The organism is Phytohabitans houttuyneae (assembly GCF_011764425.1).
Lineage (GTDB): Bacteria > Actinomycetota > Actinomycetes > Mycobacteriales > Micromonosporaceae > Phytohabitans > Phytohabitans houttuyneae.
Genome location: NZ_BLPF01000001.1, coordinates 186,241 through 199,983, shown reverse-complemented (window position 1 = coordinate 199,983; position 13,743 = coordinate 186,241). Strand labels below are relative to the sequence as shown.

At 72.7% G+C, this 13,743-nt stretch carries 17 protein-coding genes; 9 read left to right on the top strand and 8 right to left on the bottom strand.

Going from position 1 to position 13,743, the window contains the following annotated elements; translation table 11 throughout:
* Positions 1-20: 20 nt before the first annotated feature.
* Both Phou_RS00915 and Phou_RS00910 read right to left on the bottom strand, forming a co-directional pair.
* Positions 21-1,175, bottom strand: a complete 1,155-nt coding sequence (locus Phou_RS00915) for an LCP family protein (protein WP_173052664.1) — start codon at positions 1,173-1,175, stop codon at positions 21-23.
* Between the two features lie 89 nt (positions 1,176-1,264).
* On the bottom strand, positions 1,265-2,251 hold the full coding sequence (locus Phou_RS00910; protein WP_173052662.1) for an Acg family FMN-binding oxidoreductase: 987 nt from the start codon (positions 2,249-2,251) through the stop codon (positions 1,265-1,267).
* A 220-nt stretch (positions 2,252-2,471) separates the two neighbouring features.
* Between Phou_RS00910 and Phou_RS00905 the strand changes: the two genes are divergently transcribed.
* Positions 2,472-3,113: a response regulator gene (locus tag Phou_RS00905; protein ID WP_173052660.1), complete on the top strand. Its 642-nt coding sequence runs from the start codon at positions 2,472-2,474 to the stop codon at positions 3,111-3,113.
* A gap of 8 nt (positions 3,114-3,121) precedes the next feature.
* Here Phou_RS00905 and Phou_RS00900 read toward each other — a convergent pair whose 3' ends face one another.
* The 3 genes from Phou_RS00900 to Phou_RS00890 all read right to left on the bottom strand — a co-directional run bounded on the left by Phou_RS00900 (position 3,122) and on the right by Phou_RS00890 (position 7,141).
* Positions 3,122-4,777, bottom strand: a complete 1,656-nt coding sequence (locus tag Phou_RS00900; RefSeq protein ID WP_173058033.1) for a sensor histidine kinase — start codon at positions 4,775-4,777, stop codon at positions 3,122-3,124.
* A 54-nt stretch (positions 4,778-4,831) separates the two neighbouring features.
* Positions 4,832-5,818 (bottom strand): Acg family FMN-binding oxidoreductase, encoded by a 987-nt coding sequence (locus Phou_RS00895; protein ID WP_173052658.1) that lies wholly within the window; start codon positions 5,816-5,818, stop codon positions 4,832-4,834.
* Positions 5,819-5,932: 114 nt separating this feature from the next.
* On the bottom strand, positions 5,933-7,141 hold the full coding sequence (locus Phou_RS00890; RefSeq protein ID WP_246273109.1) for a PP2C family protein-serine/threonine phosphatase: 1,209 nt from the start codon (positions 7,139-7,141) through the stop codon (positions 5,933-5,935).
* Positions 7,142-7,330: 189 nt separating this feature from the next.
* On the opposite strand from Phou_RS00890, the gene Phou_RS00885 reads away from it, so the two are divergent.
* The 5 genes from Phou_RS00885 to Phou_RS00865 are packed head-to-tail and all read left to right on the top strand — an operon-like array spanning position 7,331 to position 10,267.
* Positions 7,331-7,741, top strand: a complete 411-nt coding sequence (locus Phou_RS00885; protein ID WP_173052654.1) for an ATP-binding protein — start codon at positions 7,331-7,333, stop codon at positions 7,739-7,741.
* A 29-nt stretch (positions 7,742-7,770) separates the two neighbouring features.
* A complete protein-coding gene (locus Phou_RS00880) occupies positions 7,771-8,235 on the top strand; it encodes an SRPBCC family protein (RefSeq protein WP_173052652.1) in 465 nt (154 codons plus the stop codon).
* A gap of 14 nt (positions 8,236-8,249) precedes the next feature.
* Entirely contained in the window at positions 8,250-8,771 is a 522-nt protein-coding gene (locus Phou_RS00875; protein WP_173052650.1) for a DUF2231 domain-containing protein, read from the top strand.
* A complete protein-coding gene (locus Phou_RS00870; RefSeq protein WP_173052648.1) occupies positions 8,755-9,738 on the top strand; it encodes an SDR family NAD(P)-dependent oxidoreductase in 984 nt (327 codons plus the stop codon). Before Phou_RS00875 ends, Phou_RS00870 begins: the two co-directional genes overlap by 17 nt.
* A gap of 43 nt (positions 9,739-9,781) precedes the next feature.
* Entirely contained in the window at positions 9,782-10,267 is a 486-nt protein-coding gene (locus tag Phou_RS00865) for a glutathione peroxidase (protein WP_173052646.1), read from the top strand.
* A gap of 53 nt (positions 10,268-10,320) precedes the next feature.
* Here the strand turns inward: Phou_RS00865 and Phou_RS55240 are convergent, their stop codons facing one another.
* Genes Phou_RS55240 through Phou_RS00855 form a run of 3 tightly spaced genes read right to left on the bottom strand, consistent with a single transcriptional unit; the run spans position 10,321 to position 11,299 of the window.
* Positions 10,321-10,473 (bottom strand): hypothetical protein, encoded by a 153-nt coding sequence (locus tag Phou_RS55240; protein WP_371872160.1) that lies wholly within the window; start codon positions 10,471-10,473, stop codon positions 10,321-10,323.
* Positions 10,419-10,679: a COG4315 family predicted lipoprotein gene (locus Phou_RS00860; RefSeq protein WP_246273108.1), complete on the bottom strand. Its 261-nt coding sequence runs from the start codon at positions 10,677-10,679 to the stop codon at positions 10,419-10,421. The genes Phou_RS55240 and Phou_RS00860 overlap by 55 nt, the downstream gene beginning before the upstream one ends.
* On the bottom strand, positions 10,676-11,299 hold the full coding sequence (locus tag Phou_RS00855; protein WP_173052641.1) for a hypothetical protein: 624 nt from the start codon (positions 11,297-11,299) through the stop codon (positions 10,676-10,678). Before Phou_RS00855 ends, Phou_RS00860 begins: the two co-directional genes overlap by 4 nt.
* A gap of 162 nt (positions 11,300-11,461) precedes the next feature.
* Between Phou_RS00855 and Phou_RS00850 the strand changes: the two genes are divergently transcribed.
* From Phou_RS00850 to Phou_RS00840, 3 genes are read left to right on the top strand one after another with little or no spacing between them, the layout of a single operon-like run.
* Positions 11,462-12,427 (top strand): DUF1996 domain-containing protein, encoded by a 966-nt coding sequence (locus Phou_RS00850; protein ID WP_246273107.1) that lies wholly within the window; start codon positions 11,462-11,464, stop codon positions 12,425-12,427.
* A gap of 60 nt (positions 12,428-12,487) precedes the next feature.
* On the top strand, positions 12,488-13,027 hold the full coding sequence (locus Phou_RS00845; RefSeq protein ID WP_173052637.1) for a sigma-70 family RNA polymerase sigma factor: 540 nt from the start codon (positions 12,488-12,490) through the stop codon (positions 13,025-13,027).
* Positions 13,027-13,743, top strand: coding sequence for an anti-sigma factor family protein (locus Phou_RS00840; protein WP_173052635.1), 717 nt, complete (start codon positions 13,027-13,029; stop codon positions 13,741-13,743). Before Phou_RS00845 ends, Phou_RS00840 begins: the two co-directional genes overlap by 1 nt.

Here is a 13,743-nt window from a genome sequence, read left to right as displayed (position 1 = left end):
GGGCGGCGGCCGGGGTGCGGTCAGGTGCCGGTGGCCACGAAAGCGGGGTGGGCCATGAGGAAGTCGGGGAGTGTGCCGTCGCGCACAGCGGCGAGCATGCGCATGGTCTCCGGGGTCAGCGCCTCGTACGCCTGGCCGCCGATCGTCTCCGACGCGAACTCACCCGCGTTGGTCTTGACCAGGATGAGGTCGTGGGCCGCCAGCCCGCGGAACGTGAAGAGGAAGTCCTCGACCGGCACACCCTGCGTGTCCAGCACGAACGCCTTGCCGGCCGCCTTGATCACGCGGTTGAGCTTGCCCGGGTCGGTGAGCACGCCGGTGCTCGTGGCCTCCTTGCCGATCGCCTTGATCAGCTGCTGCTGGTGGCGCTGGCGGCCGTAGTCGCCGTCCGGCAGGCTCTTGCGGATGCGGGCGTAGTCCAGCGCCTCGATCGCCGACATCCGGCGGCAGCCCTTTTCGTGCACGAGCGGCTTGGCGCCCGGCGGGAGGCCCTGGATGCCGGCGCCCTCCTTGTACCAGCCGCGCACCAGCTTGCCGTCCTTCGTCACGCCGATGTGGATCGACTCGGCGCGGGTGTCCACGCACATGTCGACGCCGCCGAGCTCGGTGACGACCGACTCGAAGCCGGGGAAGTCGATGATCGCCGCCCCGTTGAACGTGATGCCGGTGAGCGAGTTGACCGTCTTGGCGAGCAGGTCGAAGCCGCGCGCCCGCTTCTCCAGCTCGGTGCCGGGCCCCTCGTACCCGACCGCGAACGCGGCGTTCACCTTCGCCGTGCCGCCCTGGTACCCGCTCTTGGGGTACGCGGGGATCCGCACGCGGGTGTCCCGGGGGATGGAGACGAGGTACGCCTGGTCGTGGCTGGCCGGGATGTGCAGGATGATGATCGTGTCCGAGCGGGCGCCCTCCTCGTCGCTGCCCTCCCGCTCGTCGAGGCCCACGAGCAGCAGGTTGACCGGCCCGTCGATGTTGTTGCCCTTGGCCTGCGCCGCCGCGCCGGCCGCGCCGTCGATCAGCGTCGTCTGGGTGATGTCGGACGTGACCTGCGAGATCAGCAGCCGCGAGCCGACGATCACCGTGCCGCTCGTCACCATGAGGACCGCGCCCACGATGACCGTCAGCTTCGCCCACAGCGGATATTTCCGCCGTTTTGGGGTGCCGGCGACGTGCGACATGGGGGCTCCGATCAGCGTGCGAGGCAGGCAACGCCAGCGAAGCTACGTCCGCTCCCTGAACGAACGCTGAGAGCCACGCCGAACAGCCTTTATCCGCTGCGTACGGCCATGTCGATGACCTCGGCCGCGGGCCGGCGGGGCGTGGGCCAGGCGGGCTGGCCGTAGCCGACCCGCAGCACCATCTGCGGGCTGCCGAAACGGCTGAGGGCGGTGCGCAGCCGCTCCCGCGCGGCGGCGACCTCGATCGGCTGGGAGAGCATCGACGCGGCGAGGCCGGCGCCGGTGGCGGTGAGCAGTACCCGCTGAAGGGCCTGCCCCGCGGTGAGCCGGTCCACGGCGGTGTCGCCGGCCGCGCCGACGACGGCGACCAGCGGCTCCGCCTCGAAGTCCCGCCCCGGTGCCCGGGTGCGGTCGCCGAACGGCCGCTGCGGCAGCAGGTCGTGCGGCTCGGCCACCGGCCCGCCGGCCCGCGCGGGCACGCCGTCCGGCGCGGGGCCGTGGCGGGTCCAGGCGGCGATCTCGGCGCGGTACCGGGGATCGCGTTCCAGGACGCGGTTGGCGCCGCGGGCGAGCTCGCCGAAAGCGTCCACCGCCGCCGTGCCCACGACAAGGTCCAGCCAGCCGCCCTCGGCGCGGGCCGCCTCCACGAGCCGCCAGCGGATCTCGCCCGGCACCGGCTCGGGGAAGAACGGCAGCCGGCTGCTGCGCCGGCGCGGTACGGCCGCGAGCAGCTCCAGCTCGGCGGGGGTGGCCGGGCGCGGCCGGTCCGGCTCCAGGCGGGCGACCACGTCCGGGTCGTCCGGGTTGGGGAACAGCCGTACCCGCGGCGGCACGCCTTCGGCGGCGAGCGCGAGCCGCAGGTTGAACACGGCCGCGCCGCAGGCCAGGTGCGCCGCCCAGTCGCCCAGGTCACCGTGGCCGGCGACGGGCAGCGGCCGGTCCCGCTCGACCAGGACCTCGATGCCGCCGTCGCGCAGCCGGAAGCGCCACGGCTGGCTGTTGTGCAGAGACGGCGCGCGGATGGCCGCCGCGACGGCCGTCTCCAGGAGGGCGGTGGTGTAGCCGGTGCTGGTCATACCGGCCACAGTGCGCCCTCGCGGGCGGCCGGCGGCAGGGCCAGAGGTCCCCTCCGCGCGGGCCCGCGGGCGGGCGGGATCGGGTCCGAGGCCGGTTGGCGCCGGCCGGCTGGGCACCCGGCGAGCGCGGCCCGGCTCAGCGCCTCAAGGGCCGTGTCGCCGCGGGCGCCGGGACCTTTGGCCCTGTGACATCCGGCGTCCGGGTCGGTACAAAGGTGGGGTGATTAAGGTCTTCCTCCTCGACGACCATGAGGTCGTCCGCCGTGGTCTGGCTGATCTGTTGCAGGCTGAGGGCGATATCGAGGTGGTGGGGGAGTCCGGGTCGGCGCAGGAGGCCGCTCGGCGTATTCCGGCGTTGCGGCCGGATGTGGCGATTCTCGACGGTCGGTTGCCGGATGGTAGTGGCATTGATGTGTGCCGGGATGTGCGGGCGGTGGACTCGTCGATCAAGGGTTTGATTCTGACGTCGTACGAGGACGACGAGGCGTTGTTCGCGGCGATCATGGCGGGTGCGGCCGGGTATGTGTTGAAGCAGATTCGTGGCACGGATCTGGTGGATGCGGTGCGGCGGGTGGCGGCGGGGCAGTCGTTGCTGGATCCGGCGGTGACGGCGCGGGTGCTGGAGCGGATCCGGCATGGTGTGGAGGAGCCGCGTGAGCTGAAGTCGTTGACGGAGCAGGAGCGGCGGATTTTGGAGTACATCGCGGAGGGTCTGACCAACCGCGAGATCGCGGCGAGGATGTTCCTGGCCGAGAAGACGGTCAAAAATTACGTCTCCAGCCTGCTGGCCAAGCTGGGCCTGGAGCGCCGCACGCAGGCCGCGGTGCTGGCCACCCGCCTGCTCGGCGAGCACAAGCTCTAGGCACTGCCTCAGATCGGGACGGACCAGACGACGCGGGTGCCGGTCGTTTCGGCCGGACCGATCGCGAAGTCGCCGCCGTGGAGGGTGGCCCGCTCGCGCAGGTTGACAAGGCCGCCGCGGGGCTGCGCGCCGGACGCGCCGACGCCGTTGTCGACAACGGTGACCGTGAGGCGGCGGTTGACGGCCTCGACCGTGATCCGCACGGCGGTGGCCCGGGCGTGGCGTGCGGTGTTCGACAGCGCCTCGCGCACGACCGCGAGCAGATCCGGGCGGATCTCGTCCGGTACCGCGCTGTCGATCGGCCCGTCGAGCCGCAGCTCCGGCCGGAACCCCAGCGCCTCCGCGGCCGCCGCGACGAGGTCGCGGATCTCGGTGCGCAGGGCGGCGTTCGCCGGGGTACGCAGCTCGAAGATGGCTGTGCGGATGTCGCGGATGGTGGTGTCGAGGTCGTCGACGGCGCCGCTGATGCGTTGGGCGACGTCCGGTCTGGTGGCGAGTTGCGCGGCGGTCTGCAGTTGCAGGCCGGTGGCGAACAGCCGTTGGATGACGACGTCGTGCAGGTCGCGCGCGATCCGTTCGCGGTCTTCGAGCAGCAGGAGCTGTTCGCGTTCGTCCTGGGCGCGGGCGCGTTCGAGAGCGAGTGCGGCCTGCCCGGCGAACGTGTGCAGCATCGGCAGGTCCTCGGGCCGGCTGGCCGCCCCGGAGGGATGGGCGACGACGAGCACGCCGTGCAGCGTGTCGGTGGCCGCGAGCGGCGTTATCAACGCCGGCCCGGTCGTGATGGGCGCCGGCCAGGTGGCGGCCTTGCCGAGGTCGTCGACGACCACGTGGTCCGTACCGGTGATCGCGCGCGCGAAAGCCGTACCGGAAGCCGGGACGACAGCGCCCTCCAGCTCGGGCGCCGGCCCGTCGACGACTTCGACGGTGAGTTGGCCGGTTTCTTCGTCGGCGAGTAGGACGAGGACGAGTTGGGCTTCGGCGACTTCGCGGGCGCGGCGGGCGACGAGTTGTAGGGCGCTGGTGCGGTTGACTTGGCCGAGTAGCACGTTGGTGATTTCGGCGGTGGCGGCGAGCCAGCGTTCGCGGCGGTGTGCGGTGGCGAAGAGGCGGGCGTTTTCGATCGCGACGCCGGCGGCGGCGGCGAGGGCGACGGCGATTTCTTCGTCGTCTTGGGTGAACTCGGCGGCGCCTTGTTTTTCGGCGAGGTAGAGGTTGCCGAAGATTTGGTCGCGGATGCGGATGGGGGTGCCGAGGAAGCTGTGCATTGGTGGGTGGTGTGGGGGGAAGCCGTAGGAGTTGGGGTGCTTGGTGATGTCTGGGAGGCGGACTGGTCGTGGGTCTTCGATGAGTAGGCCGAGCAGGCCGCGTCCGTGTGGCAGGTCGCCGATTTTGGCGTGTAGGTCGGGGGAGATGCCGTGGGTGATGAACTCGACGAGTGTGCGGTCGGGTCCGATGACGCCGAGCGCGCCGTAGCGGGAGCCGATCAGTGAGCAGGCGGCTTCGACGATCCGGGTGAGTACGCCGCGTAGCTCCAGGCCGCTGCCGATGGTGACGACGGCGTCCAGCAGGGAACGGAGCCTTTCCCGGCTGGTGACCACCTCGCCGACCCGGTCGAGTAGCTCTTGCAGCAGCTCGTCGAGCCGCACCCGGGACAGCGGGCTCAAACCCAGCGAAGGCGACGCCCACGCCTCCTCGTCCTCGCTCGACACGTCCGGATCCTATCCATCCGCGACCTCCACGGTCCGGCCAGCCGGCAGCCGAGGGGTGTGCGGCGGCCCGGCGGCGTCCGGGTCGGCGGTGCCGAGGCGCAGCACCAGGTACGGGTACCCGACGTCCGCGATGGCGTGCCGCAGGGCGGCCCGGATGGCGGGCTGCTCGACGACCGAGCTGTACGGCAGCACGGCGATCCCTTGCGCGGTCGCGGCGAGCCATCCCGCGGAGAGTGCCTCGCCCGCGCGGAGCCAGTCGGCGGCCTCGTCGCCGGGACCGTAGAGCACCGCGTAGGTGGCCGCCTTGTCGTGCCCGTCGCCGATCGGGAGCGTGCCGGCGTGCGCGAAGTCGCGACCCGGCACGGTGGTCTCCGGCGCCCGCTCGGGGATCACGGCGTCGGGCACGCCGGTGCCGTCGGGCCGGTCGCCGCCGGTCCAGGCCACGAGCTCGGCCCGCTGGGCGTCGTCGCCGGCCTCGACCCGGTCCGCCCGCGACGCGCCGGCCGCGAGGTCGAGCACCTGGTCGCGGGTGAGCAGGTGCAGGTCGACGCCGTGCGCCGCGGCCGCCGCCGCGATGGCGCCGACCGCCTCCGGTGCCGCCGGCACGTCACCGGCCGGCCGGCGGTCGGTGTGGCGCAGCCGTACCGCCTGGAAGCGCCGCATGGCCGCGGCGGTGACCGGCACCCGGCCGGTCACGGTGATCCGCGCCAGGTGGTCGGCGTCGGCCGGGTCGGGCAGCCGGGAGACGCGCGTGGCCCAGCCCTCCGCGGCCAGCGCGACCACCGCGTGGTCGAGCGCGGCGCCGCAGCTGAGCGTGAGCAGCCGGCCTTCCGGGTCGCCGGCGTCGAGCTGCCGGTCGCGCACCGCGTAGAGGTCCAGCGCGTCGGCGGTGACACGCCACCGCCACGGCTGCGTGTTGTGCACCGACGGCGCCTGCCCGGCGGCGGCCGCGGCCTCCGCGAGTGCCGCCTGGGCAGTGCGTTCCCTCGTGCTCATCCTCGTGACCTCCCTGACCGTCGCTCGTCTCGAGCCTGCCGGTGCGGGACGGACGCGCGTAGGGCCACACCGTCCCCACGGGACGGGACCTTCGGCCCGGCGGGGGCCGATACGTCAGGTGCGGCGGATAGCGAGCATGGCGATGTCGTCGCCGGGACGTTCCTCGGCCACGGCGGCCATCACGGCGGCGCAGACCTGCTCCGCCGGGCCGGGTGTGACCGACGCGCGGAGGCGCTCGAGTCCGACGTCGATCACCTCGTCGCGGCGTTCGATCAGGCCGTCGGTGTAGCAGACGAGCACCGAGCCGGGCGGTAGCGGCAGCTCCGTGCGGTGCCGCTTTCCGTGCCGTCCGCCGAGGCCGAGCGGCAGGTCGACCCGCGCCTCCGCGAAGACCGCCGGCCGGCCGGGCACCGCGAGCACCGGGTGGAAATGGCCGGCGAGCGACACCTGGACGGTGGTGGCGTCGGGGGAGACCATCGCGTACATCACGGTCGCGAGGTTGCCCGCCTCGAAGTGGTACACCTTGCGGTCAAGCAGGGTGAGCGCGTCGGCCGGGTCGTCGCAGACCAGGCTGTACGCCCGGAGCGCGCTGCGCAGCCGGCCCATCACGACCGCCGAGCGCAGGCCGTGCCCCGACACGTCGCCGATCACGACGCCGAGCCAGCCGCTGGGCAGGGTGAACACGTCGTACCAGTCGCCGCCGACACCCGCGTCGTGTCCCGGCACGTACCTGGCGGCGATCTCGACACCGGGCACCTCGGGCAGGCGGGTGGGGAGCAGGCTGCGCTGCAGCGCGAGCGCCGCGGTGCGGTCGATGCCGCGCGCTTGCGCCTGCGCGGCGGCGCTGGCCCGGTCGGCGGCGAGCTTGAGCAGCCGCATGTCGTCGTCGGTGAACCTGCGCGGGGTGCGGGAGCCCACGTGCAGCACCCCGATCAGCTCGCCGGCGGCGAACATCGGCACCCCGAGCAGCGCCCGGATGCCGGCCTCCAGCAGCAGCGGGCTGGCCAGGTCGCCCGGCCCCACGTCGTCAAGCGCCAGCGCCCGCTTTTCGACGGCGATCCGGCCGGCGAAGCCGCGGCCGACGGACACCCGGACGCCCTCCCAAAGGCGCTGCTCAAGGCCCTTGGACGCGGTCGCCACGAGCTGCTGGGCGTGCGTGTCGAGCAGCAGGAGCACGGCGGTGTCGGTGCCGAGCACGCCGCGTACCCGGTCGAGCAGCTCGTTGATCATGTCGTCGGGGTCGAGCTGGGACAGCGAGGTGTCGGTGAGCGCCTCGATCCGGCGCAGCCGCTCGTCGCTCCCTCCACCCAGCGCCTCGACCACGGGCAGAAGCGTAGTCCCCGTGGCCGCGCCCACGCGTTCCCACCACACCGCGGTCCGGAGGGACGGGTTTGGTTTCTCGCGAGTGGGTACATTCCTCCGTGCAGTGATCCATGTCATGGGAAAGGGACAACGGGAATGGGGAGGGCCGCTGTGGTTGGGCGCCAGCCGGATGGTCGTCTGGTCCCCGGCATGCGGTCGCTGCTCGCTGTTCCGATCGCTCCCGGCGGCCTGCCCGCCGTGCGGCTGCAGGTGGAGGCGATCGCGCGCGAGTGCGGAATGTCGGCCGATCGCGCCAGCGACTGGGTCACCGCCGTCAACGAGCTGATGGCAAACGCGGTCCGGCACGGCGGGGGCACCGGTGACCTGCGCATCTGGCTGGACGGCGACCTTTGCTGCGAAGTCCGGGACCACGGTCCCGGTTTCGCTGCCGAGCCGTACCTGCGCCGTCTCGACCGGCCCGTCCCGTCCGTGCACGGTGGCATGGGGCTGTGGATTGCCCGGCAGATGAGCGACTCCATGGAGATCGACAGCGGTCCTTCCGGCACGGTCGTACGCCTGCGCACCCGGATGGGCGGCGACACCTGGGGCGGCGAGGCATAAGTCCGCCGCCACCGGGCAAGTCACATGTCATGGCAGTGGTGGAACGGACCGTCGCGGCGACTCCCGACCGGGTCTGGGCCGTACTGGCGGACGGGTGGACGTACAGCGACTGGGTCGTGGGCACCGCCCACGTGCGGGACGTCGACCCGGGCTGGCCGGCGCCCGGCACCGAGATCCACCACAAGGCCGGCCCGTGGCCGGTCTCGATCCACGACAGCACGAGCGTGATCAGCAGCGACGACCTGCGTGAGCTGCGCCTGCGTCCCCGGCTGTGGCCGCTCGGCGAGGCCGAGGTCGTGATCACCCTGACCGAGCTGGACCCGGGCCACACGACCGTGCGGATCGCGGAGGACTTCCGGGCGGGGCCGCTGCGCGGTGCCCGGACCAAGATCAACGACCTGGTCCTGCACCGCCGCAACCGGGAGTCGCTGCGCCGCCTGGCCGACCTGGCCGAGCGGCGGGTCACCGAAAAGACCGTTTTACCTGACTTCTGAGGCAGGAGAACCCAGTGCAGACACGCGTGCGAGCCCTCGGGCACCCGGTGCACCAGATGCTGGTGGTGTTCCCGCTCGGGCTCTTCGTCACCGGTACCATCTTCGACCTGATCCACCTGATCAGCGACAACGGCACGTTCGCCGAGGTCGGGTTCTGGATGATCTCGGCCGGCCTCATCGGCGCGGTGCTCGCCGCGCTCACCGGCTTCGCCGACTGGACCAGCATCCCGCGCGACACCCGCGCCAAGCGGGTGGGCGCCCTGCACGGCGCGCTCAACGCGGCCGTGCTCGTGCTCTTCCTGATCTCCTGGCTGGTCCGGCTGAACAACGTCAACCACGCGCCCAGTGGCGGCGCCTTCACCCTCCAGGTGATCGCGGTGGCGCTCGGCGGCGCCTCGGCGTGGCTGGGCGGCGAGCTCGTCGACCGGCTCGGCATCGGCGTGCACGAGGACGCCAACCCGAACGCGCCCAGCTCGCTGGGCGGCACCGGCGCGACGCGCCCGGCGACCGGGAGGCCGCGTGCCTCTCACCCGTGATCTCGCCGACTCGGTCGTCGTGATCACCGGCGGGTCGGGTGGCATCGGCGCGGCCACCGCGCTGCGTCTGGCCCGCCGGGGTGCGGCGGTGGTCGTCGGGGCCCGGCGTCCGGGCGCCACGGCCGAGGTGGTCAGCGCCTGCCGCGCCGAGGGCGGCCGCGCCTTGGGGGTACCTGTCGACGTCACCGAGCCGGCCGCCGTGGAGGCGCTCGCCCAGCGGGCGGTCGAGGAGTTCGGCCGGCTCGACGCGTGGGTCAACAACGCCTCCGTCGCCGCGTACGGCACCTTCACCGACCAGCCGATCGACGAGTTCCGCCGGGTGATCGAAACCGACCTGCTCGGCGTCGCGTACGGCACCCGCACCGCCATCACCCACCTGCGGGCCACCGGCGGCGGCGTCATCGTGAACGTCTCCTCCGTGCTCGGCGAGGTCACCGTCCCCTACCTGAGCGGCTACACCACGGCCAAGCACGGCGTGCGCGCGCTCTCCGGCGCCGTGCGGCAGGAGCTGCAGCTGGCCGGCGACCGCGAGATCTCGGTCTGCGTGCTGCTGCCGGCCTCCATCGGCACCCCGCTGTACCGCAACGCCGCCAACCACACCGGCGTGCGGGTCGGGCCGCTCCCGCCCGTGTACGCGCCCGAGGTGGTCGCCCGCCGCATCGTCCGGCTGCTCGAACACCCGCGTCGCGAGGCGCACGCCGGCGGCGTGGGCGCGCTGCTGGCCCGGCAGTGGCGGCTCGCGCCCGGCCTCCACGAGCGGGTCATGGCCGTGTACGCCGACCGGACAACCTTCCGCGGCGAGCCGGCCGCGCCGACGTCGGGCACCGTCTTCGCACCCGCCGACGACCCGTCCGCTGTGGACGGTGGCTGGCACCACCGGCGGTGGACCGCCGCCCGCCTCGCCGCCCTCGGCGTCGCCGGCGCCGGCTTTGCCCTCGCCGGCCTGCGCCGCGCCCGCCGGTCGTGACCCGCCGCCGCGCGCGGCCCCACGCCGCGTCATGATGGGGCGCATGACGATCTACGACATCCCGGTCCACGCACTGTCCGGGGAGCCGGCCTCGCTGGCGGACTACCGCGGCCGCGCGCTGCTCATCGTGAACGTCGCCTCGAAGTGCGGCCTCACCCCGCAGTACGCCGCCCTGGAGCGGCTGCACGAGACGTACGCCGCGCGCGGGTTCAGCGTGCTGGGCGTGCCCTGCAACCAGTTCGGCGGGCAGGAGCCGGGCACCGCGGAGGAGATCGCGGAGTTCTGCTCGACCACGTACGGCGTGACCTTCCCGCTGCTGGAGAAGACCGAGGTGAACGGGCCTGGCCGGCACCCGCTCTACGGCGTGCTGACCGCGGTGCCGGACGGCGACGGCGAGGCCGGCGACATCCAGTGGAACTTCGAGAAGTTTCTCGTCTCGGCGCGGGGCGAGGTCGTACGCCGCTTCCGCCCGGGCACCACCCCGGACGACCCGGAACTCGTCAAGGCCGTCGAGACCGAGCTGCCGTAGACACGAGGCACCGGCCGGCGGTGGCGGCCGCCGGCCGGTACATCCCCCGATCGCTAGTACGTCCCGGTCCCTTCGGAGTTGGTGCCGCCGGAGGAGGTCGACTTCTTCTGCGCCTTGCCGCCCCCGGCGGTGATCGCGAACCACTGGCCCTTCACGCCGTGCCCGGCGATCTGGCCGAGGCGGAGGTCCTTGTGGAAGTAGTACAGCGGCCAGCCCTGAGCGTGACCTGCCGGCTGCCGTCCGGGCGCTTGATCACGCCGACCAGGTCCTCGTCGACGCCGTCGCCGACCTCGACGCCGTTGGGTGCCAGCACCGGCTGCCAGGTCTTGAGGCACTCGCCGGCGCAGGTGGTACGCGACGGGCTGTTGTCGTCCTTCTCGAACCGGTAGATCGTGCGGCCCTTGGCGTTCACCACGATCTCGGGGAGAGACCGTCGACCTCGGCGATCCGCAGCACCTGCGGCTTCTTCGCCGGCGCCGGGTCGTCGTTGACCTTCTCCGCGCGGCCGCCGGTCGGTGACATGGGGAACCACGCGTCGCCCGTTCCGTACCCGGCGGTCTGGCCCAGGCTGAGATCCTCGTGGAAGTAGTACATCGGCCAGCCGTTGAGCGTGAGCTGCTTGTTGCCGTCCGGGCGCTCGACGGTGCCGACCAGGTCCTCCTCGATGCCGGCGTCCACCTCGACGCCGTTGGGTGCCAGCACCGGCTGCCAGGTCTTCAGGCAGTCCTCGACGCAGGCGGTGGCCGGCGGGTCGTTCGAGTCGCCGTCGAAGCGGTAGATCGTGCGGCCCTTGGCGTTGACGAGCAGCGGTGCGAGGCCGGCCAGCTGGGCGATCTTCAGCACCTGCCGGATCCCGGTCGTCGCCGGCGCCTCGGCGCCCGCCGCCTCACCCGACTCCGCGGAGGCGGTCGGAGTGGGCGAGGCGGGGGCGTGGAAGACCGGCTCGGCCTTCGGAGCGGACAGGGAGCAGGCGGAGAGGCTTGCGGCGGCGACGACACCGCCGAGCGCGGCGAGGAATCGGGAGGTTCTCATTGGACTGTCTCCTCAGCGAGATTCGACGGCATTGCGGTCGATCGCCGCGCCTGGCATAGTCAGCAGGAGCGACTGGGATTGATGGGATTGCGAGGCTCTTGGCAGGAGCGCAGCGGCATTTCCCGGGCACAGCTCATTTCGGTGAGGCTGTTGCCAGGGGCGGTGATTCAGTTGGTTGGCTCCTATACGACGAGTGGAGCCCCGCGGTTCACACGCTTTTCCTCCGGCCGTTTCTACCTGCTGGTTGTCGGTGTGGAGCTGCTGCTCGTCGCGACCACCGTCCTCGTTCCACAGTGGACTTCCGACCCGCCGGCCGCCGGCTACGTCGCGATCGCCGAGGCGCAGTTCGCGCCCGTGGTGCCGGCCACCCGGGCGTTCGCGTGGTCCTGCGGCCACAACCAGGAAGGCCACCGCAACACGGCGAACATCGTGGTCGCTCCGGGCGTGCCCGGGCCGCCGCACCACGTCCACGAGTACATCGGCAACCTCTCGACGGATGTCGACTCCACCGAGGACAGTCTCGCGGCGGCGACCACCAGCTGCCCCAACGGCGACCTGTCCACGTACTACTGGCCGGTCCTGCGCACCGGCGCCCGGGCGGGGGACAGCCGCCACGGCGAGATCGCCGGGCCGGTGGCGGTGACCGTCACCGTATTCGGCAACCCTGTCGCGCCGGTCGTGGCCATGCCGCCGCTGCTGCGCGGCACGGTCGGCGACGCCAACACGGCCACCATGCCGCAGGGGCAGGCGACCCGCGCCTGGACCTGCTCCGGGGCGCCCGAGCGGCGCACCGACAGGTACCCGCTCTGCCGCCGGGGCGACCGGCTCATGCGGGTCTTCGACTTTCCGAGCTGCTGGGACGGTCGCCGCGTCGACAGCCCCAACCACCGCGCCCACCTGGTCTTTCCGGCGGCGAGCGGGGTCTGCCCGGCGGCCACGTTCGCGGTGCCCCGGCTGCGGCTCGCGGTGGAGTACCCGCGGCCGGACGGCGACCGGTTCGCGATCGACTCCTTCCCGCCGCAGCGCAACGCGCCGCAGACCGACCACGCGTTCTTCGTCAACCTCATGCCGGAGCGGCTCATGTCCCGCGTGGTGCGCTGCCTCAACACCGGCGCGGAGTGCGCGTGAACCTTTGCGGCCCGGTGTCCGTAGTGCTGGTGACTCTCCAAGTGAAGGGCGGGACGGCGGATGGCAAGGCGACGGCCACCGACCTCCAGCGACGAGGCGCTGGTCCGGTCGCTCTACGAGCAGCACGGTGCGGCGATCCTCGCGTACGTCAGCCGCATCACCGGTGACCGCGCGCTGGCCGAGGACGTGCTGCAGGAGACCCTCATCCGTGCCTGGCGGCACGCCGAAACCCTGTCCGAGCAGACCGGCTCGATCCGGGGCTGGATGTTCACCGTCGCCCGCAACGTCATGACCGACAAGGCCCGCGCCCGGGCCATCCGTCCCATCGAGGTCGCGGAGAGCGCCTCGACCGGGCCGGTGGAGCGGGACCACGCGGACCGGGTGGTCGACTCCATGGTGGCTCTGGAAGCGCTGGAGCACCTGTCCGAAGACCACCGCCGCGTCCTCGTGGAGATCTACTTCCAGGGGCGCAGCGTGGCCGAGACGGCCGAGCAGCTCGGCATCCCGGCCGGGACGGTGAAGTCCCGTTCCCACAACGCGTTGAAAAACCTTCGAGAGCTGCTTGTCGGGCGGTCGGCCGCCCTGAAAGGGGCGGCATGATGAGTGCCGAGGCGCATGACGCGCAGTTGCTCGGCGCGTACGTCCTGGAGACGCTCGACCCCGACGAGCGGCGGGATGTGGATGCCCACCTTGCCGAGTGCGAGATCTGCCGGGCTGAGCTGGTGGAGCTTGAGGCGATGAAGGACCTGCTCGAGGACATTCCGCCGGAGGCCCTGCTGCAGCACGGCCCACCCGACGCCGACCTTGTGCTGCAGCGCACGCTGCGCCAGGTCCGCCAGGAGGTGGCCGGCGCCACCCGCCGCCGCTGGGTGCCGGCCGTGGCCGCCGCCGCGGTGCTGGTGGCCGGCGTGCTCGGCGCGGGCGTGGCGCTCGGCCGGGGCACCGCGCCCGACCAGGTGGCCCAGGTGCCGCCCGCCTCGGTGGCGCCGACGGCCTCGCCCCTTCCGCCGAACACCTTCGTCGGCAGCAAGGTCGAGGCGTCCACCGGCGTCCGCATGACCACCCGCGTGGTGCCCGCGGCCGGCTGGGTCCGGGTGAACGCGACGGTGGCCGGCATCCCCGCCGGCGAGGACTGCCGCCTGATCGTGGTCGGCAGCGGCGGCGAGCGGGAGATCGCCGGCGGCTGGATCGTCTCCGAGCAGGGCGAGCAGAACGGCACGAACCTCGACGGCAGCGCCGCGGTCGCGATGGACGACGTGGTCGCCATCGAGGTGCGGAACACCGCCGGCAAGACCTTCGTGACGCTCCCGCTCTAG

Bases quoted from the DNA above. Each gene is read 5' to 3' on its own strand.
- Phou_RS00915 (WP_173052664.1), bottom strand. From the start codon at position 1,175: ATGTCGCACGTCGCCGGCACCCCAAAACGGCGGAAATATCCGCTGTGG.
- Phou_RS00910 (WP_173052662.1), bottom strand. From the start codon at position 2,251: ATGACCAGCACCGGCTACACCACCGCCCTCCTGGAGACGGCCGTCGCG.
- Phou_RS00895 (WP_173052658.1), bottom strand. From the start codon at position 5,818: ATGAGCACGAGGGAACGCACTGCCCAGGCGGCACTCGCGGAGGCCGCG.
- Phou_RS00885 (WP_173052654.1), top strand. From the start codon at position 7,331: ATGCGGTCGCTGCTCGCTGTTCCGATCGCTCCCGGCGGCCTGCCCGCC.
- Phou_RS00880 (WP_173052652.1), top strand. From the start codon at position 7,771: ATGGCAGTGGTGGAACGGACCGTCGCGGCGACTCCCGACCGGGTCTGG.
- Phou_RS00865 (WP_173052646.1), top strand. From the start codon at position 9,782: ATGACGATCTACGACATCCCGGTCCACGCACTGTCCGGGGAGCCGGCC.
- Phou_RS00855 (WP_173052641.1), bottom strand. From the start codon at position 11,299: ATGAGAACCTCCCGATTCCTCGCCGCGCTCGGCGGTGTCGTCGCCGCC.
- Phou_RS00845 (WP_173052637.1), top strand. From the start codon at position 12,488: ATGGCAAGGCGACGGCCACCGACCTCCAGCGACGAGGCGCTGGTCCGG.
- Phou_RS00840 (WP_173052635.1), top strand. From the start codon at position 13,027: ATGAGTGCCGAGGCGCATGACGCGCAGTTGCTCGGCGCGTACGTCCTG.